Source organism: Methylibium sp. (genome assembly GCF_965279545.1).
Classification (GTDB): domain Bacteria; phylum Pseudomonadota; class Gammaproteobacteria; order Burkholderiales; family Burkholderiaceae_C; genus Methylibium.
The window spans coordinates 1,486,723-1,509,782 of record NZ_OZ257250.1; the positions used below are offsets into that span (position 1 = coordinate 1,486,723).

The 23,060-nt window shown below is 69.1% G+C and carries 20 protein-coding genes; 4 read left to right on the forward strand and 16 right to left on the reverse strand.

Going from position 1 to position 23,060, the window contains the following annotated elements; translation table 11 throughout:
* Window positions 1-35 precede the first annotated feature (35 nt).
* From ACQY9S_RS06950 to ACQY9S_RS06960, 3 genes are all read right to left on the reverse strand, one after another.
* A complete protein-coding gene (locus tag ACQY9S_RS06950) occupies window positions 36-2,075 on the reverse strand; it encodes a pseudouridine synthase (RefSeq protein ID WP_428424212.1) in 2,040 nt (679 codons plus the stop codon).
* Window positions 2,072-2,839 carry an SMC-Scp complex subunit ScpB gene (gene scpB, locus ACQY9S_RS06955; protein WP_428424214.1) on the reverse strand — a complete coding sequence of 256 codons (768 nt, stop codon included), beginning with the start codon at window positions 2,837-2,839 and terminating at the stop codon, window positions 2,072-2,074. The genes ACQY9S_RS06950 and scpB overlap by 4 nt, the downstream gene beginning before the upstream one ends.
* A 213-nt stretch (window positions 2,840-3,052) precedes the next feature.
* On the reverse strand, window positions 3,053-4,075 hold the full coding sequence (locus ACQY9S_RS06960; RefSeq protein WP_428424216.1) for an RluA family pseudouridine synthase: 1,023 nt from the start codon (window positions 4,073-4,075) through the stop codon (window positions 3,053-3,055).
* A 66-nt stretch (window positions 4,076-4,141) separates the two neighbouring features.
* Between ACQY9S_RS06960 and ACQY9S_RS06965 the strand changes: the two genes are divergently transcribed.
* Window positions 4,142-4,951: an outer membrane protein assembly factor BamD gene (locus ACQY9S_RS06965; protein WP_428424218.1), complete on the forward strand. Its 810-nt coding sequence runs from the start codon at window positions 4,142-4,144 to the stop codon at window positions 4,949-4,951.
* A gap of 61 nt (window positions 4,952-5,012) precedes the next feature.
* Here ACQY9S_RS06965 and ACQY9S_RS06970 read toward each other — a convergent pair whose 3' ends face one another.
* Both ACQY9S_RS06970 and ACQY9S_RS06975 read right to left on the reverse strand, forming a co-directional pair.
* On the reverse strand, window positions 5,013-7,022 hold the full coding sequence (locus tag ACQY9S_RS06970) for an ATP-dependent DNA helicase (RefSeq protein ID WP_428424220.1): 2,010 nt from the start codon (window positions 7,020-7,022) through the stop codon (window positions 5,013-5,015).
* A gap of 71 nt (window positions 7,023-7,093) precedes the next feature.
* Window positions 7,094-7,297 carry a YdcH family protein gene (locus tag ACQY9S_RS06975; RefSeq protein WP_056314537.1) on the reverse strand — a complete coding sequence of 68 codons (204 nt, stop codon included), beginning with the start codon at window positions 7,295-7,297 and terminating at the stop codon, window positions 7,094-7,096.
* A 98-nt stretch (window positions 7,298-7,395) separates the two neighbouring features.
* Between ACQY9S_RS06975 and ACQY9S_RS06980 the strand changes: the two genes are divergently transcribed.
* Window positions 7,396-8,163, forward strand: a complete 768-nt coding sequence (locus ACQY9S_RS06980) for a PP2C family protein-serine/threonine phosphatase (protein WP_428424222.1) — start codon at window positions 7,396-7,398, stop codon at window positions 8,161-8,163.
* Window positions 8,164-8,240: 77 nt separating this feature from the next.
* Here ACQY9S_RS06980 and ACQY9S_RS06985 read toward each other — a convergent pair whose 3' ends face one another.
* The 7 genes from ACQY9S_RS06985 to ACQY9S_RS07015 all read right to left on the reverse strand — a co-directional run bounded on the left by ACQY9S_RS06985 (window position 8,241) and on the right by ACQY9S_RS07015 (window position 17,626).
* On the reverse strand, window positions 8,241-8,855 hold the full coding sequence (locus ACQY9S_RS06985; RefSeq protein ID WP_428424224.1) for a hypothetical protein: 615 nt from the start codon (window positions 8,853-8,855) through the stop codon (window positions 8,241-8,243).
* Entirely contained in the window at window positions 8,852-9,949 is a 1,098-nt protein-coding gene (gene zapE / locus ACQY9S_RS06990; RefSeq protein ID WP_428424226.1) for a cell division protein ZapE, read from the reverse strand. The genes ACQY9S_RS06985 and zapE overlap by 4 nt, the downstream gene beginning before the upstream one ends.
* Before the next feature lie 117 nt (window positions 9,950-10,066).
* Complete coding sequence (gene lpdA, locus ACQY9S_RS06995) at window positions 10,067-11,494, reverse strand: dihydrolipoyl dehydrogenase (RefSeq protein WP_428424228.1); 1,428 nt, start codon at window positions 11,492-11,494, stop codon at window positions 10,067-10,069.
* 98 nt (window positions 11,495-11,592) lie between these two features.
* Window positions 11,593-12,891: a 2-oxoglutarate dehydrogenase complex dihydrolipoyllysine-residue succinyltransferase gene (gene odhB, locus ACQY9S_RS07000; RefSeq protein ID WP_428424230.1), complete on the reverse strand. Its 1,299-nt coding sequence runs from the start codon at window positions 12,889-12,891 to the stop codon at window positions 11,593-11,595.
* 112 nt (window positions 12,892-13,003) lie between these two features.
* Window positions 13,004-15,862, reverse strand: a complete 2,859-nt coding sequence (locus ACQY9S_RS07005; protein ID WP_428424232.1) for a 2-oxoglutarate dehydrogenase E1 component — start codon at window positions 15,860-15,862, stop codon at window positions 13,004-13,006.
* Between the two features lie 257 nt (window positions 15,863-16,119).
* Window positions 16,120-17,085 carry an Hsp33 family molecular chaperone HslO gene (locus tag ACQY9S_RS07010; RefSeq protein WP_428424234.1) on the reverse strand — a complete coding sequence of 322 codons (966 nt, stop codon included), beginning with the start codon at window positions 17,083-17,085 and terminating at the stop codon, window positions 16,120-16,122.
* Window positions 17,086-17,101: 16 nt separating this feature from the next.
* Window positions 17,102-17,626: a gamma carbonic anhydrase family protein gene (locus tag ACQY9S_RS07015; protein ID WP_428424236.1), complete on the reverse strand. Its 525-nt coding sequence runs from the start codon at window positions 17,624-17,626 to the stop codon at window positions 17,102-17,104.
* Window positions 17,627-17,657: 31 nt separating this feature from the next.
* On the opposite strand from ACQY9S_RS07015, the gene ACQY9S_RS07020 reads away from it, so the two are divergent.
* Complete coding sequence (locus ACQY9S_RS07020; RefSeq protein WP_428424238.1) at window positions 17,658-18,482, forward strand: ferritin-like domain-containing protein; 825 nt, start codon at window positions 17,658-17,660, stop codon at window positions 18,480-18,482.
* 79 nt (window positions 18,483-18,561) lie between these two features.
* On the opposite strand, the gene ACQY9S_RS07025 is transcribed toward ACQY9S_RS07020, so the two are convergent.
* The 4 genes from ACQY9S_RS07025 to ACQY9S_RS07040 form a co-directional block, all read right to left on the reverse strand.
* The gene (locus tag ACQY9S_RS07025) at window positions 18,562-19,161 is read right to left on the reverse strand and encodes a MarC family protein (RefSeq protein ID WP_428424240.1); all 600 of its coding nucleotides are present in this window, start codon (window positions 19,159-19,161) and stop codon (window positions 18,562-18,564) included.
* Window positions 19,162-19,193: 32 nt separating this feature from the next.
* Window positions 19,194-19,922, reverse strand: a complete 729-nt coding sequence (locus ACQY9S_RS07030; protein ID WP_428424242.1) for a phosphatase PAP2 family protein — start codon at window positions 19,920-19,922, stop codon at window positions 19,194-19,196.
* A 52-nt stretch (window positions 19,923-19,974) separates the two neighbouring features.
* Complete coding sequence (gene xerD, locus ACQY9S_RS07035; RefSeq protein WP_428424244.1) at window positions 19,975-20,895, reverse strand: site-specific tyrosine recombinase XerD; 921 nt, start codon at window positions 20,893-20,895, stop codon at window positions 19,975-19,977.
* 148 nt (window positions 20,896-21,043) lie between these two features.
* Entirely contained in the window at window positions 21,044-22,027 is a 984-nt protein-coding gene (locus ACQY9S_RS07040; RefSeq protein ID WP_428424246.1) for a tripartite tricarboxylate transporter substrate binding protein BugE, read from the reverse strand.
* Between the two features lie 106 nt (window positions 22,028-22,133).
* Between ACQY9S_RS07040 and ACQY9S_RS07045 the strand changes: the two genes are divergently transcribed.
* The gene (locus tag ACQY9S_RS07045) at window positions 22,134-23,042 is read left to right on the forward strand and encodes an AEC family transporter (RefSeq protein WP_428424248.1); all 909 of its coding nucleotides are present in this window, start codon (window positions 22,134-22,136) and stop codon (window positions 23,040-23,042) included.
* The last annotated feature ends 18 nt before the right edge of the window (window positions 23,043-23,060 follow it).

The following is a 23,060-nucleotide window of genomic DNA, read 5'->3' on the forward strand; positions in this document are numbered from 1 at the left end:
CGCTCGAGGTCGACAGCTCGCTGGCCCGAACCGCCTCAACGACGCGGCCCCCGGCCTGCGCCGCCCCCGCCGCCACCAGAACTGCCGCCTCGCCCGCCGGGCCCTCCGCGCCCGCCGCCGCGCTTGCCGCCGGCCTTGTTGAAATAGGCATCCGCGCCGATGTATCCCACCGAGGTCTGCATCGGATCGGGTTGCTTCGGTCCGCCCTTTTTGGAGCCGCCCTGGTCGGGCTGGTGGGCATCGTGACGCCCGAAACCGGCGTTGATGCGCTGCGATCCCTTGACGAAGCGTTTGTCGAAGGTCTGCTCCAGAGGATTCGGAATGGTTCCCGGCGGACCGCCGATGTCCGGGTCCGGCTGCGAGCCGCCCTGGCCGAACCCCTGGGCCCCTCCGCGCCGCGGCCCCTTGGCGAAGCGGCGGTCGAAGGTCTGCTCCAGCGGGTTGGGGATGCGGGCGAAGTCCTCGCCCGGCTGGCCCTCCGCATCGAGTGCGGGCTCGAATGCGCGCGGTTCACGGGGCTCACGCGGCTCCCGACGAGGTCCACGCTCCCCCTGCCCCTGACGCGAAGGGCCGGACTGCTGCGGCGGGCGCCCACCGCGATCGGGCTTGCCGTTGCGGCCATTGCGTCGCTGTTCGCGGTTGCCCTGGTTCTCGCGAACCTCGCCGCTCGCCGGTGCACGCCCCCCGCTGGCCAGCTGACGGATCGCGCGCAGGTCCTGGTCATCGAGCTCGACCCACACGCCGCGCTTGAGGCCGCGCGGCAGCACCACGGTGCCGTAGCGGATGCGGATCAGCCGGCTCACGGCGAGGCCGACCTTGTCGAACAGCTTGCGCACCTCGCGGTTGCGCCCTTCGGTGATGACCACGCGGTACCAGCGGTTCGCGCCTTCGCCGCCGCCCTCTTCGATGCTCTTGAAACCGGCGGTCTGGCCGTCGATCTCGACGCCCTCGAGCAGCTTCGCGCGCTGCTCCTCGTCCAGGCTGCCCAGCACACGCACCGCGTACTCGCGCTCGACACCGAAGCGCGGGTGCATCAGCTGATTGGCCAGCTCACCGGAGTTCGTGAACAGCAGCAGGCCTTCGGTGTTGATGTCGAGGCGCCCCACCGATTGCCACTTGCCTTGCTGCAAGCGCGGCAGGCGCCGGAACACCGTCGGCCGCCCTTCGGGGTCGTTGAGTGTGACCACCTCGCCGGTGGGCTTGTGATACGCCAGCAGGCGCGCCGGGCCCGGCTGGATGCGCAGCCTGACCGGCTTGCCATCGACCGCGATGCGATCGCCGAAGGAGATACGCATGCCGACATGCGCCACGTGGTCGTTGACCGTGACCTTGCCGTCGAGGATGAACTGCTCCATGTCGCGCCGCGAGCCGATGCCCGACTGCGCCAGCACCTTGTGCAGCTTGGGCGCTTCGGGCTCGGGTCGCAGCACCCGCTTGGTCGACTGCTCGACGCTGGCTTCGTCGTCCGGTTCGGGAGCTTCCGCATCGTAGGCGCCGGACAGCACTTCGGCGAAACGTTCGACGGCCAACGCCGGGTCGACCGCCGGTCGCGGCGCACGCTCGGCGCCCTCTTCGGCCCCGCCTTCGCCGTCGACCGCTTCGACGCCATCGCGGCCTGCGCGGTCCTTGCGTCCGCGGCGCCGGTTGCGGCTGCGACGGCTGCGTTCACCGGAGTCTTCGGCAGCAGCACCGGTGCCCTCTGCGCTTTCCGGGCCCTCGCTTGCCGTGCCGCCCTCCGTCGCATCCGGGGCCGGGCCGGCGGCGGCGGCGGGCGTCACGTCGACCGGGTGCGGCGCTGGCGGCTTGTCGGCCGTGGGCAAGGGCATGTCCCCGTCTGCCGAGACTGCAACGGCAGTGTCGGCCTTGGGCTTGCGCCGCCGCGGCGCCTTGGGCGGCTCCGGTTCGGCCTCAGCGCTCGTCGTCTCGGCCGCAACACCGCTTTCGGCCGCCGGTGCAGCTGGTTTGCGCGTGCGCCGCTTGACCGGCGCCGTCGCCTCGGCCGACGGCTTGTCGTCGACGGAAACCGGTGCGACGCCCGGCTGCGGTTCGCTGGACGGGGTGTCGTTTGAATTCATGTCTGGGGTTCCGTGCCGGCATCGGCCGGCGGCGTGGCAAGGTCTGCGGGCGGTGCGCTTGCATCCGCCGTGTCGATGGCTGTCAGCGTGTCCTTGGTCGCGTCGGCCGCGTGGATCTGGCTGTCCGGGATCGCAATGTCTGGCTCGTCGGCGGCTGCGGCGGACTCGTCGCTACCGGTGCCTTCCAGCGTCGCACCAGGGTCGAGCAAGGAAACCTGCCCGGGCATCGCTTCAGCCAGCATCGCCGCCGCGGGCACGCCGTCGAGGGCCGGCAGCTGCTCGAGCGTGGCGAGCCCGAGGTCATCGAGGAACTGGCGCGTGGTCGCGAACAGGGCCGGGCGTCCCGGAGTTTCCCGATGGCCGATGGCCTCGATCCAGCCGCGGTCTTCGAGCTGCTTGAGCAACTGGCTGTTGACCGTCACGCCGCGAATGTCCTCGATGTCGCCGCGCGTCACCGGCTGGCGGTAGGCAATGATCGCCAGCGTCTCGAGCGTCGCCCGCGTGTAGCGCGGCGGCTTCTCGGGGTGCAGCCGATCGAGGTACTCGCGCAGCTCGGGGCGGCTCTGAAAGCGCCAGCCGTTCGCCACCGCCACGAGTTCGACGCCACGATCCTCCCAGTCGCGCGCCAGCTCATCGAGCAAAACGCGAAGGGTGTCGGGGCCGAGTTGGTCGTCGAACAGCGTGCGCAACTCGCGCAGCGGCAGCGGTTGCTGCGCGCAGATGAGCGCCGTCTCGAGGACGCGCTTCGCATCCTGTGTATTCATCGAATCCGTCTGTCGTCTTGGCCGGCTTGGGGCCGGCATGCAAGGGAACCGGGCTGTGCCTACTGTGAGCCTACTGTGTGCCTTCTGCACTGCAGGTGCGGCGAGTGTCTCGGCCACGGAGGCCGACCGGGGCCGGGTGCGTGGCTGAACTCGGGGAGGACCTGCGGTGGTCGGAGCCGGCCTGGCCGTCATCGGCAACCGGCGAGGGCTGCATCAGCCCTGCGACCGCATTGTATCGGACCCGGCCCCCGGCTGTGCGCCCACGATCTGTTGCCAGGCCGCCAGCAGATCGGCCGGCAAAATTGCATTGAAATCGAGCGCCTGCCGGCTCACCGGGTGAGCGAAGCCCAGCCGGTGGGCATGGAGGGCCTGCCGGGTCAGCCCGAGCAGCTCGCGGCCCCCGTAGAGGCTGTCGGCCAGCAGGGCATGGCCACACGAGGCCATGTGGACGCGGATCTGGTGGGTGCGCCCGGTGTGCAGCGTGCAGCGCACCGCGCTGACCGCATCGCGCGCGGCCAGCAGGGCGACGTCGGTGCGCGCGGCCCGCCCCCCGGGGACCACCGCCATCTTGATGCGCGACACCGGATCGCGCCCGATCGGAGCGTCGATGCTGAAGGCCGCACGGCGAAGCACCCCATGCACCAGCGCCAGGTACTCGCGGTGGACCTCGCGCGCGGCAATGGCACGCGTCAGAGCGGTCATCGCAGACAGGGTCTTGGCCACCACCATCAGGCCGCTGGTGTCCTTGTCGAGCCGGTGCACGATGCCCGCCCGCGGCAACGCTGCCGCGCCCGCATGGTACGCAAGCAGGCCGTTGAGCACCGTGCCCGACCAGTTGCCGGGCGCCGGGTGCACCACCAAGCCGGCGGGCTTGTCGATCACCAGCAGGTGCTCGTCCTCGAACACCACCGGCAAGGCCACCGGCTCGGCACGAAAGGCCTGGCTCTCGGGAGTGGGAAGCAGCGTCATCTCGATGCGCTGGCCGGCACTGACGCGGCGCGAACAGCTGGTGATCGCTTGCCCGTCGACGCGCACCTGCCCCCCTTCGATCAGCGTCTGCAGGTGGTTGCGCGAAAATTCGCCGGCCAGCGAACTCAACCAGCGGTCGAGGCGCTCGCCGTGTGCCCCGGACTCGACACGTCCTTCGCGCCGTTCCACTTCGACGGCCACAGGCTCGTCGAGCTCGTCAGCCTCGACAGGCTCTGCGTGCGGGGCCTGGATCGAGGGAGCGCCCATATAATTTTGAAGTTCCTTCAACTGCGGCTGCTTTGGCGCCGCCTGCTGGTGATGACTGCGATGCGTATGAGATCTGCCACCGGTTGGCGCGCGGCCCTGGCGGTGACGCTGATGGCATCGACCTTCGGACTGCTCGGATGCGGCAGCAGCCCGAAGGACGAGTTTGCCGGCATGACAACCGACAAATTGTACGAAGAGGCGCGCGACGAAGCCGCCAACGGCAACTGGGAGCGCGCCGCCAAGCTGTACGAGAAGCTCGAGGCGCGCACCGCCGGCACCCAGCAGGCGCAGCAAACGCAGATCGATCTCGCCTACGCCTACTACAAGACCGGCGAAAAGGCCCAGGCGCTGTCGACGATCGAGCGGTTCATCAAGCTGCACCCCAGCAGCCCGGCGATCGACTATGCCTACTACCTGCAAGGCCTGATCAATTTCAACGAGAACCTGGGGCTCCTGGGCGGCTTCGCCCGCCAGGATCTCTCCGAGCGCGACCAGCAGGCTGCGCGAGATGCCTACCAGAGCTTCCGCCAGCTGACCCTGCAGTTCCCGAATTCCAAGTACGCCCCGGATGCGCAGCTGCGCATGAACTACATCGTCAACACCTTGGCAGCCTACGAGGTTCACGTGGCGCGCTACTACTTCCGTCGCGGCGCCTATGTCGCGGCCGCAAACCGCGCGCAGCAGGCGGTGCAGGAGTTCCAGCACTCGCCGGCCACCGAAGAGGCGCTCTACATCCTGGGCATCAGCTACGACAAGCTGGGCCTGACCGAACTGCGCGACGACGCGCAGCGCGTCCTGCAGAAAAACTTCCCGGACTCGCGCTACGTGACGGACGGCTTCGCGGTGACCAGCAAGCCGTGGTGGCAGATCTGGTAGTCCGCCCACCACGGCAACACGACCAGAAACGGGGCTCGCGGGCCCCGTTCTCCGTCCGGCCTCAGCCCCAGGCCGGCACCGTCGAGATCTCGTCCAGCCAGGCCAGCGCCTGCGCTTCATCGGGCAGCGCTTGCATCGGTGGCAGGGCCGCACGCAGGCGCCGGCCATAGCCCATCGTGCCCATGCGCGGGTCGCACACGACCAGCAACCCGCGATCGCTCTCGCTGCGGATCAGCCGGCCGGCGCCCTGCTTCAGCGACACGGCGGCCTCCGCCACGAAGTAGTCGTTGAAGGGGTTGCGGCCCTCGCTCTCGAGCCGCTTCACGCGCGCCTCGACCAGCGGATCGTTCGGTGGGGGAAACGGCAGCTTGTCGATGATCACGCATTGCAGCGCGTCGCCGGGCACGTCGATACCCTCCCAGAAACTCTGCGAGCCGACCAGCACCGCACGGGGCACGTCGAGAAAGCGCTGCAACAGCTGGCGCTTGGGCACGCTGCCCTGCATCAGCACCGCGATGGGCTCCGCGTCGTGCTCGAAATCCGTCTGCAGCGCGTCTCCCACGCCGGCGAGAGCGCGCAGGGTCGTGGTCAGCACGAAGGTCCGCCCGCCGGCCGCGCGCGCGCAGGCCGCGGCGAGGCGCGCAACCGCCGCCGTGTGTCCGGGCTCGTTCGGCTTCGGAAAGCGCGCCGGCACATAGAGCCGCGCGTGCGCCGCATAGTCGAACGGGCTGTCGACGCGCAGCGTGCGCGCCTCCTCCAGACCGGCCTGCTCGGTGAACCACGCAAGCCGCTCGTCGGCACCGAGGGTCGCCGAGGTGAAGATCCATGCCTTGGGCGCGGCGGCGATCTGCTCGCGCATCGCGTCGCGCACGTCGAGCGGCGACTCGACGAGCCGCAGCCCCTGCGGCGTGAGGTCGATCCAGCGCACCCGCCCCGGTTCGGCATCGAGGGCGAATGCGGCCGCCCGAGCGGCCAATGCGGCAGCCCGCTCCGCGAGCTTGGCGAAGTCGGGCGCCATCTCGCGCACCACCTCGAGCGCATCGGCCGCCTGGCGGCAGGCTTGTCCGAGGGCGGCCAGCGCTTCGATGAAGTCGCCGCGGCCTGCGCGATCGCTCCAGCGCAGTTTCAGGCTGCCGCGCACCTCGCGCAGCGGCCCGGCCGCCGTCAGGCGCAGCTCACGGGCACCGCGATCGCAGGCGCCCGCGAGCTCCTGCCAGGGCTGCAGGCCGCGCGCCTGGCCGAGCCCGACCGCCAGCATGTCGCGCGAGAAGTCGATCACCTGCGCACTGCCCAGCGTGCTGCCGAGAAAGGCCACGCCGGCCTCCGCCAGCTGATGGGCCTCGTCGAACACCGCCACGTCGACCGACGGCAGCAGCTCTGCCATGCCGGTGTCGCGCAGCGACAGGTCGGCAAAGAACAAGTGGTGGTTGACGACCACCAGATCGGCTGCCATCGCTTCACGGCGCGCCTTCATCACGTGGCAGCTGCGGTACTCGGGGCATTCGCTTCCCAGGCAGTTCTCGCGCGTCGAGGTCACGAGCGGGATCAGGGACGAGCGCTCGTCGAGACCTTCGAGTTCGGCCAGATCGCCGCTCACCGTGCGCTGCGCCCACTGTTCGAGCTTGGCCAGCGTGCGCGCCGCAGAGCGGTCGGGCAGCGTGGTCGTCTGGCGTGCCTGGGCCAAGCGCTGCAGACACAGGTAGCTGCTGCGGCCCTTCAGCAAGGCCACGCTGACCGGCAGTCGCAGCAGCTCGCGCAGTCTCGGCAGGTCGCGCAGGAAGAGCTGGTCCTGCAGGCTCTTGGTGGCCGTGCTGATCAGCGTGCGTCGCCCGGCCAGCAATGCGGGAACGAGATAGGCGAAGGTCTTGCCGACGCCGGTGCCGGCCTCGGCCACCAGCACTTCGCGCGCCTCGATGGCGTCGGCCACGGCGCTCGCCAACTCGAGTTGGGCGCTGCGCTCGCGGTATTGCGCATCGGCGCGCTGCAACGGTCCGCCGAACGCAAAAGCCGAAATCACCGCTTCCTGCAAGGAGCCGGGCAGCGCACTGCCGGTGCTCATCGGCGTGCTCATGGGTGCACCCTGCGCACTTCGTGCTGTCCCGCCGAGCGGGAGCCTTCGCACTTGGGGGCGGCCCGGCGTGCTCATGCCGGCTCGGGCGGACTGAGGCGCATTTCCAGCGTCGCGATCTGGTCTCGCAGCGCGAGGCGGCGCTTCTTCAAGCGCCGCAGCGTCAGTTCGTCGAGCGGCCGCTCGATGGACGCCTGGTCGATCAGGCTGTCGAGGTCGCCGTGCTCGATGCGCAGTTCGATGAGTCGGCGTTGCGGCGAATGCAGGTTGTCGTCCATCGGGGGTTGCACAGGCGCAAGCCTGGATGTCAACAGGCCTTGATGCCGATGCAAGCCTGCCATTGGTTCGCATGGCAATCCGATTATAGTTTTCGGATATGAGCACCGCGCCTCCAGGCTATCGACTCGCCGCCGCCACCGGCCTGCATCGCGGAGACCGCGCCTACCAGCAAGACCAGGTCGGCGTAATACCGCACCCGCGGGTGCCGGGTTGCGTGCTCGCCATCGTCGCCGACGGTATGGGCGGCAAGAGCGGCGGGCGCAAGGCAGCCGATCAGGTGCTGCTCACCGCGCAGCAGCTGTTCGAGCGCTACACCCCAAGCCGTGACACCGCCTCCGAAACGCTGAAGCAGCTGGTGCTGGAGTCGCACCTCATGATCAAGCTGACCGCGATCACGGCCGAGGAAGAACCGCACAGCACGCTGGCGGCCTTCCTGATCAGCCCCTCGCGCGCCTGCGACGTGATCCATGCCGGCGACTCGCGCGTCTATCACTTCCGCGGTGCCGAGATGGTCAGCCGCACCGTGGACCATTCCTTCGTGCAGCGGCTGGTCGACGAAGGTCAGATCACCGAGGACGAGGCGAACACGCATCCCCAGTCGAACCTGCTGACCGGCTGCCTGGGCACGCAGCAGGACCCGCCCTTGACCCTGAGCCACATCGACGCGCTCGAAATCGACGACACGCTGTTGGCCTGCAGCGACGGCTTGTGGCATTACTTCACGCCACGGGAAATTGGTGCGATCGTGCACACGCTGTCGCCGCGCGAGGCCAGCGAGATGCTGGTGGGCAAGGCACGGCACCGGGCCCGCGGCGGCGGCGACAACCTGTCGCTCGCGATGGTGCGCGTCGAAGCCTTGACCTGAGCGAGGCTGTCCGGCCGGCGGCGCACCGCGGCCTCCAAAGGGGCCCGGCCGGCTCGAAACTGCCCGACGCGCTCCGCTCAGGGCGCCGAGGCGCCCTGGACGGGCGGCAGTGGCGCCGCCGGGCGCTTGCCTGAACTCACACGCTGCGCCTGACGCTTGGCCGCGGCCTGTTGTCGGGTCTCGATCTGCTGCTGCCTGGCCTCGTGCTCGCTGCGCGCCTGCTGCTCGTCGAGGCGACGCTGTGCTGCGTCGACCGGGGGCGGCGCCACCGGTGCCGGAGCGCGCGGAACGCGAAGCGCGGCGCTGGCTGGCGCGAAGGGCATCACGGGGGCCGAAGCCCGTTCTCGAAGATCGCGCGCCTGCTGCGCCTGCTTTGCATCGATGCTCTGCTGGCGCGCCACGGCGCGGCGGGTGCGCTCTGCATCGTCGAGTGCCGCCTCGCTGGCGTTCAATCGGACCAGTGCCTCGCGACGCTGGGTCCGCGCCGTCTCAAGACAGGCCGTCACGAGAAAGCGCTGGGCACATTCATGCTCGCGCACCACGTACGCAGACTCGATCTGACCACGCTCTGCCGCCAGACGCTCGCGCAGCAGTTTCTCCGACGAGGCGCCCTGGCCCCAGGCGGTCGATGCGGCACAGGCCATCAGCCACACGGCGGCGCCTTTCTTGTGGAACATGGCGATGCGCGTCATGTGAGACTGGTGTCGACCTCGCGCCGCGCCAGCGCCAGGAATTCGGCCGACTGCATCTCGGTCAGTCGCGACACCGTGCGCGGGAACTCGTGAGCCAGCGGCCCGTCGGTGTAGAGCTGTTCGGGCGGCACGGCGGCGGACATCACGAGTTTCACGCGCCGATCGTAGAGCACGTCGACGAGCCAGGTGAAACGCCGCGCCTCGGAGGCCAGCCGCGGCGACATCTCGGGCACCTCCGACAGCAGCACCGTGTGGAACTGCGCAGCGAGCTCGAGGTAGTCGTTCTGCGAGCGCGGGCCGCCGCACAGCGTCTTGAAGTCGAACCACACCACGCCGCCGGCGCGGCGCCGCGCACGGATCGTCCGCTGCTCGATGTTCAGCACCGGGTCCTCGTCCTTGGCCTCGGCGAGGCGCTCGAAGGTCTCGGTCAGGGCCGCTTCGGCCGCCAGTCCGAGCGGCGTGTGATAGAGGGCCACCCCTTCCAGCGTGCGCTGCCGGTAGTCGACGCCGGCGTCGACGTTGATCACCTCCAACCTGTCCTTGAGCAGCTCGATCGCCGGCAGGATGCGGTCGCGGTGCAGGCCGTTGGGATAGAGCCCGTCGGGATGGAAGTTGGATGTCGTGACGATGCTGACGCGATTGGCGAACAGCGCCGCCAGCAGGCGGTGCAGGATCAACGCGTCGGTCACGTCGGCGACATGGAACTCGTCGAAGCAGATCAACCGGAAGCGCCGCGCGATGCGGCGGCCCAGTTCGTCCAGCGGGTCGGCCGTGCCCTTGAGCTCCTGCAGTTCGCGATGCACCTCGCGCATGAACTCGTGGAAGTGCAGCCGTGTCTTGCGCACGAGCGGCACCGACTGGAAGAAGCAGTCCATCAGGAAGCTCTTGCCACGCCCGACGCCGCCGTACATGTAGACGCCGCGCGGGATCGGCGGGCGGCGCAGCAGCTTGCTCACCGCATTGCTGCGGCGTGCCTTGTAGTCGGCCCACTCGTTCTCGCAGCGCTCCAGCGCATCGAGCGCGCGCAGCTGCGCCGCGTCGCTCGCATAGCCACGCTCGGCGAGCGTGACGGCATACAGCTCACGAACCGCCACGCGTCGCGTCTCGGTCGGCGCCGGGCCGCCAGCGGCCAGGGACGGGCCCCCTCGTGGCCCTTGCGGCTGAGCGCCCCCTCGGGGAGCAGGAGCAAAGCGACGTGGGGGCTGACATGACTAGAAGTTCAGCGTGCGCTTGTCGACGGCCAGCGCCGCTTCCTTGGTCGCTTCCGACAGCGACGGATGCGCGTGGCAGATGCGGGCGATGTCCTCGGCGCTGGCCTTGAACTCCATCGCCACCACCGCCTCGGCGATCAGTTCGCTGGCCATCGGCCCGACGATGTGCACGCCGAGAATCTCGTCGGTCACCGCATCCGCCAGGAACTTCACCATGCCGGTCGTGTCGCCGAGCGCGCGTGCACGGCCGTTGGCCAGGAACGGGAACGTGCCAGCCTTGTAGGCACGGCCGGCCGCCTTGAGCTGCTGCTCGGTCTGGCCGACCCAGGCGATCTCCGGGCTGGTGTAGATCACCCAGGGGATGGTGTTGAAGTTGACGTGGCCGTGCTGGCCGGCGATGCGCTCGGCGACCGCCACGCCCTCCTCTTCCGCCTTGTGCGCGAGCATCGGGCCGCGCACCACGTCGCCGACGGCCCACACCTTCGGCAGGTTGGTGCGGCAGTCGTCGTCGACCACGATCGCGCCGCGCTCGTCGAGCTTCAGCCCCACCGCTTCGGCGTTCAGGCCGGTGGTGTTGGGCACCCGGCCGATCGACACGATCAACTTGTCGACCTCCAGCGTCTTCGCGTCACCCTTCGCGCTGGTGTAGCTGACGCTGACGCCCTTCTTGTCCTTCTTGACCTCGCTGATCTTCACGCCGAGCTCGATCTTCAGGCGCTGCCTCATGAAGGCCTTCTGGGCCTCCTTGGCGATCTGCTCGTCGACCGCGCCCAGGAAGGTCGGCAGCGCCTCGAGCACCGTCACTTCGGCGCCCAGGCGGCGCCACACCGAGCCCATCTCGAGACCGATCACGCCCGAGCCGATGACACCCAGCTTCGCCGGCACCGACGGAATGCGCAGCGCGCCGTCGTTGCTGAGGATGCTCTCCTCGTCGAACGGCGCGCCCGGCAGGGCGCGCGCATTCGAGCCGGTCGCGATGATGATGTCCTTGCCGACCAGCGTGTCCTCGGTGGCGCCGCTGACCTTGACCTCGTAGCCGGCGTCACCGGCCTTCACGAACGAGCCACGACCGTGGAAGAAGGTGATCTTGTTCTTCTTGAACAGGTAGAGGATGCCGTCGTTGTTCTGCTTCACGACCGTGTCCTTGCGCCCCAGCATCTTCGCGACGTCGATGCTCAGATCCTTGAGCCCGATGCCGTGGTCGGCGAAGGCGTGCCCGGCGTGCTCGAAGTGCTCGCTCGACTGCAGCAGCGCCTTCGACGGGATGCAGCCGACGTTGGTGCAGGTGCCGCCCGGTGCCGGCCCGCCCTTGTCGTTCTGCCACTCGTCGATGCAGGCGGTGTTGAAACCCAGTTGCGCCGCGCGGATCGCGGCGATGTAGCCGCCCGGGCCCCCACCGATGACGACGACGTCGAATGTCTTGCTCATGGAAATGCTCCGAAGTGCCCGCGACCCAGTGCGCGAGCTTGAGGATGTTGGGGCCGCCGCCGATCAGCGCCACGCCGATGCGGCGGCCCGGCGAAGACTCAGATGTCGAACAGCAGGCGCGCCGGATCTTCCAGTGCTTCCTTCATCGCCACCAGGCCCAGTACTGCCTCGCGGCCATCGATGATGCGGTGGTCGTAGGACATCGCGAGGTAGTTCATCGGCCGGATCACGATCTGGCCGTTCTCGACCACCGCGCGGTCCTTGGTCGCATGCACGCCCAGGATGGCGCTCTGCGGCGGGTTGATGATGGGGGTGCTCAGCATCGAGCCGAAAGTGCCGCCGTTGGAGATGGAGAACGTGCCGCCGGTCAGGTCGTCGAGTGAGAGCTTGCCGTCGCGCGCCTTCTGGCCGAACTCGGCGATCTTCTTCTCGATGTCGGCAAAGCTCATCTGGTCGGCGTTGCGCAGGATGGGCACCACCAGGCCGCGCGGCGAGCCGACCGCGATGCCGATGTCGAAGTAGCCGTGGTAGACGATGTCGTTGCCATCGACGCTGGCGTTGATGACCGGGTAGCGCTTGAGCGCAGCGACCGCGGCCTTCACGAAGAAGCTCATGAAGCCGATCTTCACGCCGTGCTCCTTCTCGAACTTCTCCTGGAAGCGCTTGCGCATCTCCATCACCGGGGCCATGTTGACCTCGTTGAAGGTGGTCAGGATGGCGTTGGTGGCCTGCGACTGCAGCAGCCGCTCGGCCACGCGCGCGCGCAGGCGGCTCATCGGCACGCGCTGCTCGGGGCGATCACCCAGGTTCAGGGCCGCCGGCACGGAGACCGCAGGCAGCACCCGGGCGGCGGCCGGGGCGGCTTTCGCCGCCGCCGGCGCGGGCACCGGGGTTGCTGCGGCTTGCACCGGCGGCCTGGCACCGCTGTCCAGTGCCGCCTGCACATCGCCCTTGGTGATGCGCCCGTCCTTGCCGGTCCCGGCCACCTGGCCGGCCCCCAGCTGGTTGTCGGCCAGCAGCTTCGCGGCCGCCGGCATCGCCACATCGCTCCTGGCGCCGGCAGGAGCCGGGGTGGCCGACACCCCGGGCGTCGCACCGGGCGCCGGCTGGCCTTCGGGCACCGGCTTGACTTCGAGCGGACTGACGGCTTGCGTGCCGTCGGTGTCGATCTTGGCGATCACCTCGTCGCTGAGGCAGCTCTCGCCGTCGTTCTTGACCAGCTGCACGAGCACGCCGGCCGCCGGCGCCGGAACTTCGAGCACGACCTTGTCGGTTTCGATCTCGACCAGGATCTCGTCGATGGCGACGGCTTCGCCAGGCTTCTTCTTCCACTGCAGCAGCGTCGCCTCGGCAACGGACTCGCTCAGCTGGGGAACTTTGACTTCAATGATGGGCATGGAATGCTTTCTTCGATGTTCGGATGACGCATCGCGCACGTCTCATGGCGCCGACCGGCAAAAAGCCGGTCGAACGCCGCGGACTGTTGCGGCGCAAGGCGTCGCAATGACGTCACTTGGACAGGACGAAACCCTTGAGCTTGCCGTAGGCCTGGTCCATCAGCGCCTTGAGCTGCTCCTGGTGCAGGTGCGCATAGCCCACGGCCGGCGAGGCCGAGGCGGGACGGCCGGCGTAGCCCAGCTTCTGACCCTCGCCCATGTTCTCGTGAACATAGTGCTGCACGAAGAACCAGGCGCCCTGGTTCTGCGGCTCGTCCTGACACCACACGATCTCCGTCGCGTTCGGGTACTTCTTCAGCTCGGCCGCGAAGGCCTTGTGCGGGAAGGGATAGAGCTGCTCGACGCGCAGGATCACCGCGTCGGTCGTCTTCTTCTCCGCGCGGCGCTTCACGAGGTCGTAGTAGATCTTGCCGGAACAGGCGATCACGCGCTTGACCTTGGCCGCGTCGATCTCGGCGTTCTGCTCGGGGATCACGGTGCGAAACTCGCCGCGGGTGAACTCCGACAGCGGCGAGGCCGCATCCTTGTTGCGCAGCAGCGACTTCGGCGTCATCACGACCAGCGGCTTGCGGAACATGCGCACCTGCTGGCGACGCAGCAGGTGGAAGATCTGGCTGGCCGAAGTCGGCTGGCAGACCTGCATGTTGTTGTCGGCGCCCAGTTGCATGAAGCGCTCCAGCCGCGCCGAGCTGTGCTCCGGGCCCTGCCCCTCGTAGCCGTGCGGCAGCAGCATCGTCAGGCCGTTCGCGCGGCCCCACTTCACTTCGCCCGAGGCGATGAACTGGTCGATCACGACCTGCGCGCCGTTCACGAAGTCGCCGAACTGGGCCTCCCAGATCGTCAGCGTGTTCGGATCGGCGGAGGCATAGCCGTACTCGAAGCCGAGCACCGCCTCTTCCGACAGGATGGAGTCGATCACCACGAACGGCGCCTGGCCGTCGGCCACGTGCTGCAGCGGCGTCCAGGTGCCCTCGTCCCACTTCTCGCGGTTCTGGTCGTGCAGCACGGCATGGCGGTGGGTGAAGGTGCCGCGCCCGCAGTCCTCGCCGGACAGCCGCACCGGGTAGCCGCTCGCCACCAGCGAGGCGTAGGCGAGGTGCTCGCCCATGCCCCAGTCGACGTTGATCTCGCCGCGGCCCATCGCCGCACGATCGGCCAGCACCTTCTCGACCAGCGGGTGGGCCTTGAAGCCCTTCGGCAGCGTCGTGATGCGCTCGGCCAGGCGCTTGACCTCGGCCAGCGGCAGCGCGGTGTCGGCCGCGTCGGTCCATTTCTTGCCGAGGAAGGGGCTCCAGTCGACCGCGTACTTGCTCTTGTAGTTGGTCAGCACCGGGTCGACGGTGTGCTTGCCGGCATCCATCGCGGCGCGGAAGGCCTTGGCCATCGCGTCGGGCTCGCCCGGCTTCAGCGTGCCCTGGGCCACCAGCTTGTCGGCGTAGAGCTTGCGGGTACCGGGGTGGGCGGCGATCTTCTTGTACATCAGCGGCTGGGTGAGCGAGGGCGTGTCCTGCTCGTTGTGGCCCAGCTTGCGGAAGCAGATGATGTCGACGACGACATCCTTGTTGAACTCCTGGCGGTAGTCGAGCGCGAGCTGGGTGCACAGCACCACCGCCTCGGGGTCGTCGCCGTTCACGTGCAGGACCGGCGCCTCGATCATCTTCACCACGTCGGTGCAGTACAGCGTGGAGCGCGAGTCGCGCGGGTCGCTGGTGGTGAAGCCGATCTGGTTGTTGATGACGAGGTGCACCGTGCCGCCGGTGTAGTAGCCGCGTGTCTGCGCCAGCGCCAGCGTCTCCATCACGACGCCCTGGCCGGCAAAGGCCGCGTCGCCGTGCACCAGCACCGGCAGCACCGTGTCGCCCTCGGCGTCGCCACGGCGGTCGAGCCGCGCCTTGACCGAGCCCTCGACCACCGGGTTCACGATCTCCAGGTGCGAGGGGTTGAACGACAGGCTCAGGTGCACCGGTCCGCCGGCCGTGGTGACGTCGCTCGAGAAGCCCTGGTGGTACTTCACGTCGCCGGCCGGCAGCTCTTCCTTGGCGGTGTGGTCGAACTCGGCGAACAGGTCCGCCGGCATCTTGCCCAGCGTGTTGACCAGCACGTTGAGGCGTCCGCGGTGGGCCATGCCGATCACGATCTCCTGCACGCCGCGTTCGCCGCCGCGCTGCACCACTTCGTCCATCGAGGCGATGAAGCTCTCGCCGCCTTCCAGCGAGAAGCGCTTCTGGCCGACGTACTTGGTGTGCAGATAGCGCTCCAGGCCTTCGGCCGCGGTCAGGCGATCGAGAAGGTGGGTCTTCTGGGCCGCACTGAAGCTGGGCTTGGCGCGCACGCTCTCGAGCCGCTGCTGCCACCAGCGCTTTTCAGCCGGCTCGGTGATGTGCATGAACTCGGCGCCGATGCTGCCGCAGTAGGTCTCGCGCAGCGCCTGCAGGATTTCGCGCAGCGTCTGCTGTTCGGCGGTCGTGAAGTAGGTGTTCGTGGCGCTGAACGTGATGTCCATGTCGGACTCGCTCAGGTCGTAGAACGCCGACTCCAGCTCGGGGATCTTGGGGCGCTCGGTGCGCTTGAGCGGATCGAGATCGGCCCAGCGGGCGCCCAGCGAGCGGTAGGCCGCGATCAGCGACTGCACATGGACCTGCTTGCGCGCGACCGCCAGTTCGGCGGCGCTGGCCTTCACCGCGAAGGCATTGGCCTTGGCCCGCTGCGCAAAGGACTCGACGATCGGCGCGTGAGCGACGTCACGCGATTCGGAGCCGTCGGTGGCCGGTACGTGCTGGAGGGCGTCGAAGTAGGCGCGCCACTTGTCGGGCACCGAGCCCGGGTTGTCGAGATAGGCCTCGTACAGTTCTTCGACATAGGGCGCGTTGCCCCCGAACAGGTACGAGTTCGACTGGTACTGCTGCATCATTTTCGCTCACCTTTCACCCTGGTATCCAGGGCGTTGGCTGGTTGAAAAACCTTCCGCGACACGGCTGCACCGGTTGGCGGATTGCGACCCGCCTTTGCTTGTTCAACAGAACCAGGAAAGGGGACGGGAAGGACCAAATTTCGCACCGGACTGTAGCACCGCGAAGCGGCACTGTCCCGCCGATGGGTACGCAAACAGGCCCGGATTCCCAAGCCTTCCTCGGGGTTTCCTCGCGCTGCGCTGGCGGCCCCGAGGCCCTACTGCACCGCGCGCGACGCCGGCGGCTGGTCGCGCGGCGCCGTGAAGACCTCGCCACCGTCGACCGCATCGAAGCGGTACTGGATACCGCAGAACTCGCAGCCCACCTCGGCCAGACCCCGCTCGGCGATCAGGCCGTCGAATTCCTCGCGCCCCAGGCCCTGCAGCATGCGGATCACGCGCTCGCGCGAGCAACTGCAGGCGAATCGCGGTGCGCGCTCCCCGGTCAGCGGCTCGAAGCGGCGCACCGTCTCCTCCCAGAACAGCCGGCGCAGGAGGGTGTCGGCATCCAGCGTCAGCAGCTCCTCGCGCGTGAGCGTCGCACTCAGGTGGGCGATGCGGTTGTAGGCCTCGTTCAGCCCGATCTCGTCCTCGTTGCGCGCTCCGAGGTTGCCCTCGCCCTCGACCGGCAGGCGCTGGATCAGCAAGCCGGCGGCGATGCGGTCGTTCGCCGCCAGGATGAGCTTGGTGTCGAGCTGCTCCGACTGCAGCATGTAGTGTTCGAGCACCTGTGAGAGCTGCTGCAGCGGCTCGCGCCGGTCGCCGTGCAGCGGCACGACGCCCTGGTAGGGCTGCTGGCCGGGAAAGCGGTCTTTCGGATCGAGCGTGATGGCGCAACGCCCCTGCCCGCCGACATTGACCATCGCCTCCAGCCGGGCACCGGCAGGCACCTCGCCGATGACGGTGGCGGTGGCCCGCAGCGCCAGGTCGGGCTGCACTTCGGCCACGGCCAGCTTCACCGGCCCATCGCCCGAGATCTGCAGCACCAGGGCGCCGTTGAACTTGATGTTGGCCTGCATCAGCACGCCGGCCGCGGCCATCTCGCCGAGCAGCACGCGCACCGGCTCCGGATGGGCCTGCGCCGGCTCGCGCCGCGCCAGCAACTCGGTCCAGGCGTCGGTCAGCCGCACCAGCATGCCCCGCACCGGCAGGCCTTCGAAGATGAATTTGTGGAGTTCGCTCATTGATATCAGGTGGGGCTCAGCCGACACGCTTCAACGTGGCCTTGAAGCGCTGCGCGCGCTCCACGTAGGTCTGGGTGCCACGCCCCATGCGGGCAATGTCCTCTTCGCTCAGCGGGCGCACCGCCTTGGCCGGGCTGCCCAGGATCAGCATGCCGTCCTCGAACTCCTTGCCCTCGGTCACCAGCGCACCGGCACCGACCAGGCAATTGCGGCCGATCTTCGCGCGGTTGAGCACCACCGCCTGGATGCCGATCAGCGCACCGTCGCCGATGGTGCAGCCGTGCAGCATGGCTTGGTGGCCGACCGTGACACCCTCGCCCACCACCAGCGGGCAGCCCGGGTCGGTGTGCAGCACGCTGCCCTCCTGCACGTTGGAATGCCGACCGATCACGATCGGCTCGTTGTCGCCGCGGATGGTGACCTGCGACCACACGCTGGCCCCCTCGCCGATGACCACCGTGCCGATCAGCTCCGCGCTCTCGGCCACGTAGGCCGTCTCGTGCACCCGGGGCACGCGGTCATCGAGCTGGTACAGGGCCATGCGGAACTCCGGCAAAGCGATAATTTTACGGATGTGCCCTGCCCCGCCCTGCGCTGTCGAGCAAGACCTTGAACTGCGCCGCCGTGCACTGGCATTGCTGCAGGAATGCGAGCCGCTCGCCAAGGCCCGGGGGGCACGCGAACTGCTGGCGCGTCGCGATGCACTCACCCTCGACACCGACGCCGTGCTCGACCCCGCCGGCCCCCTGCCCGGCCGGCCCGAGCGGCCCCTGCTGATGCCGGCCCTGCGGGTCCCGCAGCGCTCGATCGCGAGCCCCGAAGGCCGCGCCGCACTGCTGCATGCCATCGCCCACATCGAGTTCAACGCCATCAACCTGGCACTCGACGCGATCTGGCGCTTCGCGGGCCTGCCCGCGGCCTACTACCGCGACTGGCTGCAGGTGGCCGGCGAAGAGGCCCTGCATTTCACGCTGCTGCGCGAGCACCTGCTCGGCCTCGGTCGCGACTACGGCGACTTCCCGGCCCATGACGGCCTGTGGAGCATGACCGAGCGGACCGCGCACGATCCGGTGGCCCGCATGGCCCTGGTGCCGCGCACGCTGGAGGCGCGCGGCCTCGATGCCACGCCGCCGCTGCAACGCAAGTTTGCCAAGGTCGGCGACGCACGCGCGGTCGAGATCCTCGACGTGATCCTGCGCGACGAGATCGGGCATGTGGCCATCGGCAACCGCTGGTACCGCTGGCTGTGCGCACGCGACGGTCTGGACCCGGTGCGGCTCTATCCCGAACTGGCCGCACGCCACGACGCGCCGCGGCCGCGGCCGCCCTTCAACCTGTCCGCCCGCGAAGCCGCCGGCTTCACCGCGGAAGAGCTCGCCTATCTGAACGACGGCTGATTGTGTGGAGTGCTTGGGCCGTCGGCTTTCCTGACAAAGATTCCGAATACCGCCTCCGCCTCCAGCGGGAGCGACGGGCTTACAGGCCGAAGAAGTAGCGCTTCAGGCCGGCCAGGATCATCTCGACCGCCACCGCCGTCAGCACCAGGCCCATCAGCTTCTCGATCGCCGACACCATCGAATGGCCCAGCAGCTTGCGGATGCGGTCGGCCGCCAGCAGCACCACGCCGCACACCAGCATCGCCGCGCTCACCGCCCCCACCCACTGCATCAGCTGCTGGGGCTGGCGCGAGGCCAGCAGCAGCACCGTGGCCATCGCCGAGGGCCCGGCCAGCAGCGGCACCGCGAGCGGGAAGATGAACGGCTCCCTGGCACCGCCGTCCGACGCGTAGATCTGCGAGCCCGACGTGAAGATCATGCGGATCGCGATGATCAGCAAGATCACGCCACCGGCCACTTCGAGCGAACGCTCCGACAAGTGCATCAGGTTCAGAAAGCCCTGGCCCGCGAACATGAAGGCCAGCAGCACGCCGAAGGCGATCACCACCTCGCGAATCGCCACCCGCGTGCGCCGCTGCGGCGGCACGCCCTTCAGCACCGAGATGAAGACCGGCAGGCTGCCGAAGGGGTCGAGCACGAGCAGCAGCAGCACGAAGGCGGAGACGAAGCTGTGATCCATCGACCGAATTGTCTCAGGCGGCTTCGGCGCCCTCAGTCGGCCGGGCGCGCGGGCGCCGTTGTCATGACCGGGCTGGCGTGCCGTTCGTTCTGATCCGAAGGCGCCTGCCGCTGCACCAGCAGGCCCAGGCCTGCGACCAGGCCGCCGAGGGCGCTGCCGGCCAGGATGTCGAGCACCACGTGCTGCCGGATCGCCAGCGTGGCGTAGAGGATGCCCGCGCACCACAGCAGGTTCAGGCCGCGCAGCAGCACGCCCGCCCCGGTCTCCTTCAGCAGGCGAGCGAACCCGACCGCCGTGAACACCGCGAACGCGGCATGCAGCGACGGGCAGGCATTGCCGGCGACGTCGGCCGTCTTCAGGAAGGCCACCGAGGCATGCCGCGTCCAGTCGATGTCGAACGCGGGCACCCTGGTCGGCCAGAGCCAGAAGATCGCGAGCCCGACCACGCTGAGCAAGAGCGCCGACAGGCCGTAGGACAGCAGTTCCCGGCCGTTCTTCAGCAGCGCCGGCGCGAGCGACACATAGACCCAGAGCGATGCGTAGAGCGGCAGCGCGGCCGGCCGAAAGCCCACCCAGCCGTCGAGCGCGATCAGCGGCATGGTCGTGATCGGTGCCTGCGGGTGGCGCATCACCCAGAAGTAGGCGAAGAAGAAGGCGGAAATGCCCAGCGTGGTGCCGGTCATCTTCTGCACGCGCAGCACGCAGGCGCGCTGGCGCAGCTCGCGCAGCCAGCCGGCGTGGGGAAGGACTGCGTTCTTCAAGTCTGCGATGGTAGACCGCTCGTGCGAGGGCCTCGGCCACCCCTCGTCCCGTTCAGCCCCGGGGGTGGTGTTTCGCGTGCAACTGCTTCAGGCGCTCGCGCGCCACGTGCGTGTAGATGGTCGTGGTCGAGATGTCGGCGTGCCCCAGCAGCATCTGCACCGCGCGCAGGTCGGCGCCGTGGTTGAGCAGGTGGGTCGCGAAGGCATGGCGCAGCGTGTGCGGCGACAGCGGCACGGCGATGCCGGCGGCACTTGCGTGCCGCTTGATCAGCTGCCAGAAGGCCTGGCGCGTCATCGGGCCGCCGCGGGCGGTGACGAACAGCGCGTCGCTGGACTGCCTGCCGAGGATGGCCGCGCGCGCCTCGGCGAGGTAGCGCATCAGCCAGCCGTGCGCCTCTTCACCGAACGGCACCAGCCGCTCCTTGCTGCCCTTGCCGGTGACGCGCAGCGCCGATTCCGAGTAGCCCACGTTGACGCTCCTGAGCGTGACCAGTTCGCTCACCCGCAGGCCGCTGGCGTACAGGATCTCCAGCATCGCGCGGTCGCGCAGGCCGAGCGGCGTGTCGACGTCGGGGGCGCCCAGCAGCGCTTCGACCTGCGCCTCGCTGAGCGTCTTGGGCACCCGCAGCGGCTGCTTCGCCGCCAGCAGCTTCAGGGTCGGGTCGACGTGCAGCCGGTGCTCGCGCAGCGCCCAGCGGAAGTAGCGCTTGAAGACGGTGAGCCGCCGGTTCGCGCTGGTCGCGCGCGTGCCGGCGTGGCGCAAGATCGCGTAGGCCCGCAGGTCGGCCTCGCTGCTGGCGTCCAGCGGTTTGCCGCTCGCCTGCCCCAGCCAGCGCGCATACAGCGTCAGGTCGCGCCGGTAGGCCGACAGCGTGTTGGCCGACAGCCCGTCCTCGACCCACAGCGCCTCGAGAAAGGCGTCGATCGCGACGGCACTGTCGGCGGGCAGGGGCGGCAGCTCATCGAGTCGCATCAGACGGGCAGTGTGCCCAAAAACCCCAGGCCGCCCAGGACGCGCAAACTCGGTCGAACCGAGTAGACGCCGTGGCTCCGGCTCCGCCGGGCCACCAGCGTCGCCCCCTGGAGGGGGAGCGGCGCAGCCGCAACGGGGGTGGACAACCTCAATCCAACTTGAGCTTTTGCTGTTCGACGACCTTCTTGTAGACCTCGAACTCGGCCCGCGTCTGCGCCGCGAACTGCTCCGGCGTGTTGGCCACGATCAGCGAGCCGGTGTCCTCGATGCGCTTGCGCACCGAGGCGTCGTCGAGCGCCTTCCTGACGGCGCTGCTGATCTTGTCGACCACGTCCCTGGGCATGCCCTTGGGCCCGTGGATGCCGTAGTAGGCCATGCGGTTGACCGGCTCCAGGCCGACTTCCTTGAAGGTCGGCACGTTCGGCAGCACCGCCAGCCGCTCGGGCGCGGCCACCACGATCGCGATCAGGCGGCCGTCCTTGATGAAGGGCAGCGCCGAGGGCAGGTTGTCGAAGATCATCGGCACCTGGCCGGCCACCGTGTCGTTGAGCGCCGGGCCGGCGCCGCGATAGGGGATGTGGGTGACGAAGGTGCCCGACAGGCTCTTGTACAGCTCCATCTGCAGGTGGCCGATGCCGCCGGTGCCCGAGCTCGAGAAGCTGTACTTGCCCGGGTTCTTCTTCAGCTCGGCCAGGAAGCCCTTGTAGTCCCTGGCCGGGAAGCTGGGGTGCACGGCGATGACGTTCGGCGTGGCCGCGATGTTGATGATCGACGTGAAGTCGGTCAGCGGGTTGTACGGCGTCTTGGGGTTGATCGCCGGGTTGGACGCCGTGGTGGAGACGGTCGCCATGCCGATCGTGTAGCCGTCCGGCGCGGCCTTGGTGATCTCGTTGGCGCCGATGATGCCGCCGCCGCCGGCCTTGTTCTCGACCACCACGGTCTGGCCCAGCGGGCCGTTCATCTTCTCGGCCACCACGCGGGCCACGATGTCGGTGGTGCCGCCGGGCGCGAACGGCACGATCAGCCGCACCGGCTTGGCCGGGTAGGCCTGGGCGAACACCGCCGACGCCGGGGCGAGCGCTGCCAACAGCCCGCAAGCGGCCAGCACGATGCGACGCGAACTCGAAACCATTGAGAGCTCCTGGACCGTGTGATGGGGATGCCGACGACTGTGCCCCGGTGGATCGCCGCCGCGGATTGTGGAAACCCCTCACAGCGGCAGCCCTTACCCTCGTGCCATGCGCGACATCCTGCTCCTGCTGCCCGACTTCCTGCTGATCGTCGTCGGCTTCCTGGTCTGCCGCCACACGGCGCTGAACCGCCCGGTCTGGGAGTCGATGGAGAAGCTGGTCTACCACCTGCTCTTTCCCGTGCTGCTGTTCACCTCGATCGTGCGCAATCCGCTGAGCCCCGGCGAAGCGGCCTCGCTCGCGCTCGGCGGCGTGGTCACCGTCACACTCGGCATGGGGCTGGCCTTCGCGCTCAAGCGCTGGCCCGGGGTCGACCCGATGCTGCATGCATCAGGTGCGCAGACGGCCTTCCGCTTCAACTCCTACGTCGCGCTGGCGATGGCCGAGCGGCTCGGCGGCGCGGCCGGTGTGGCCCAGATGGCCGTGCTGGTGGCCGTGTGCGTGCCGCTGTGCAATGCCGGGGCCGTGCTGCCGCTGGCGCGTCACGGCGGCCACCACCTCGGCCGCGAGCTGATGCGCAACCCGCTGATCCTCAGCACGCTGGGCGGCCTGGCGGCCAACCTGCTGGGCCTGCAGTTCCCCGACGCGGTCGGCACCACGCTGCAGCGCATCGGCCAGGCGGCGCTGCCGCTGGGGCTGATGGCCGTCGGCGCCGGCCTGCAGCTGGGCGGCCTGGCGGCCGCGCCGAAGCTGGCCGCCGCGCTGCTGACGATCCGCCACGCGCTGCTGCCGGCCTTCGCGATGGCGTTCGGCGTCTGGCTGGGCCTGCCCCAACTCCAGCTGACCGTGCTGGTCGCCTTTGCGGCGATGCCCACGGCGTCGAGCGCCTATGTGCTCGCGGTGCGCATGGGCGGCAACGGGCCCTTCGTCGCCGGGCTCGTCACGGTCTCGACGGTGCTGGGCATGTTCCTGCTGCCGGCCTGGATCGCCTTGCGGTTCGCCCTGGTCTCGGGGTGAGCTGCAGCGTGCCCGCGC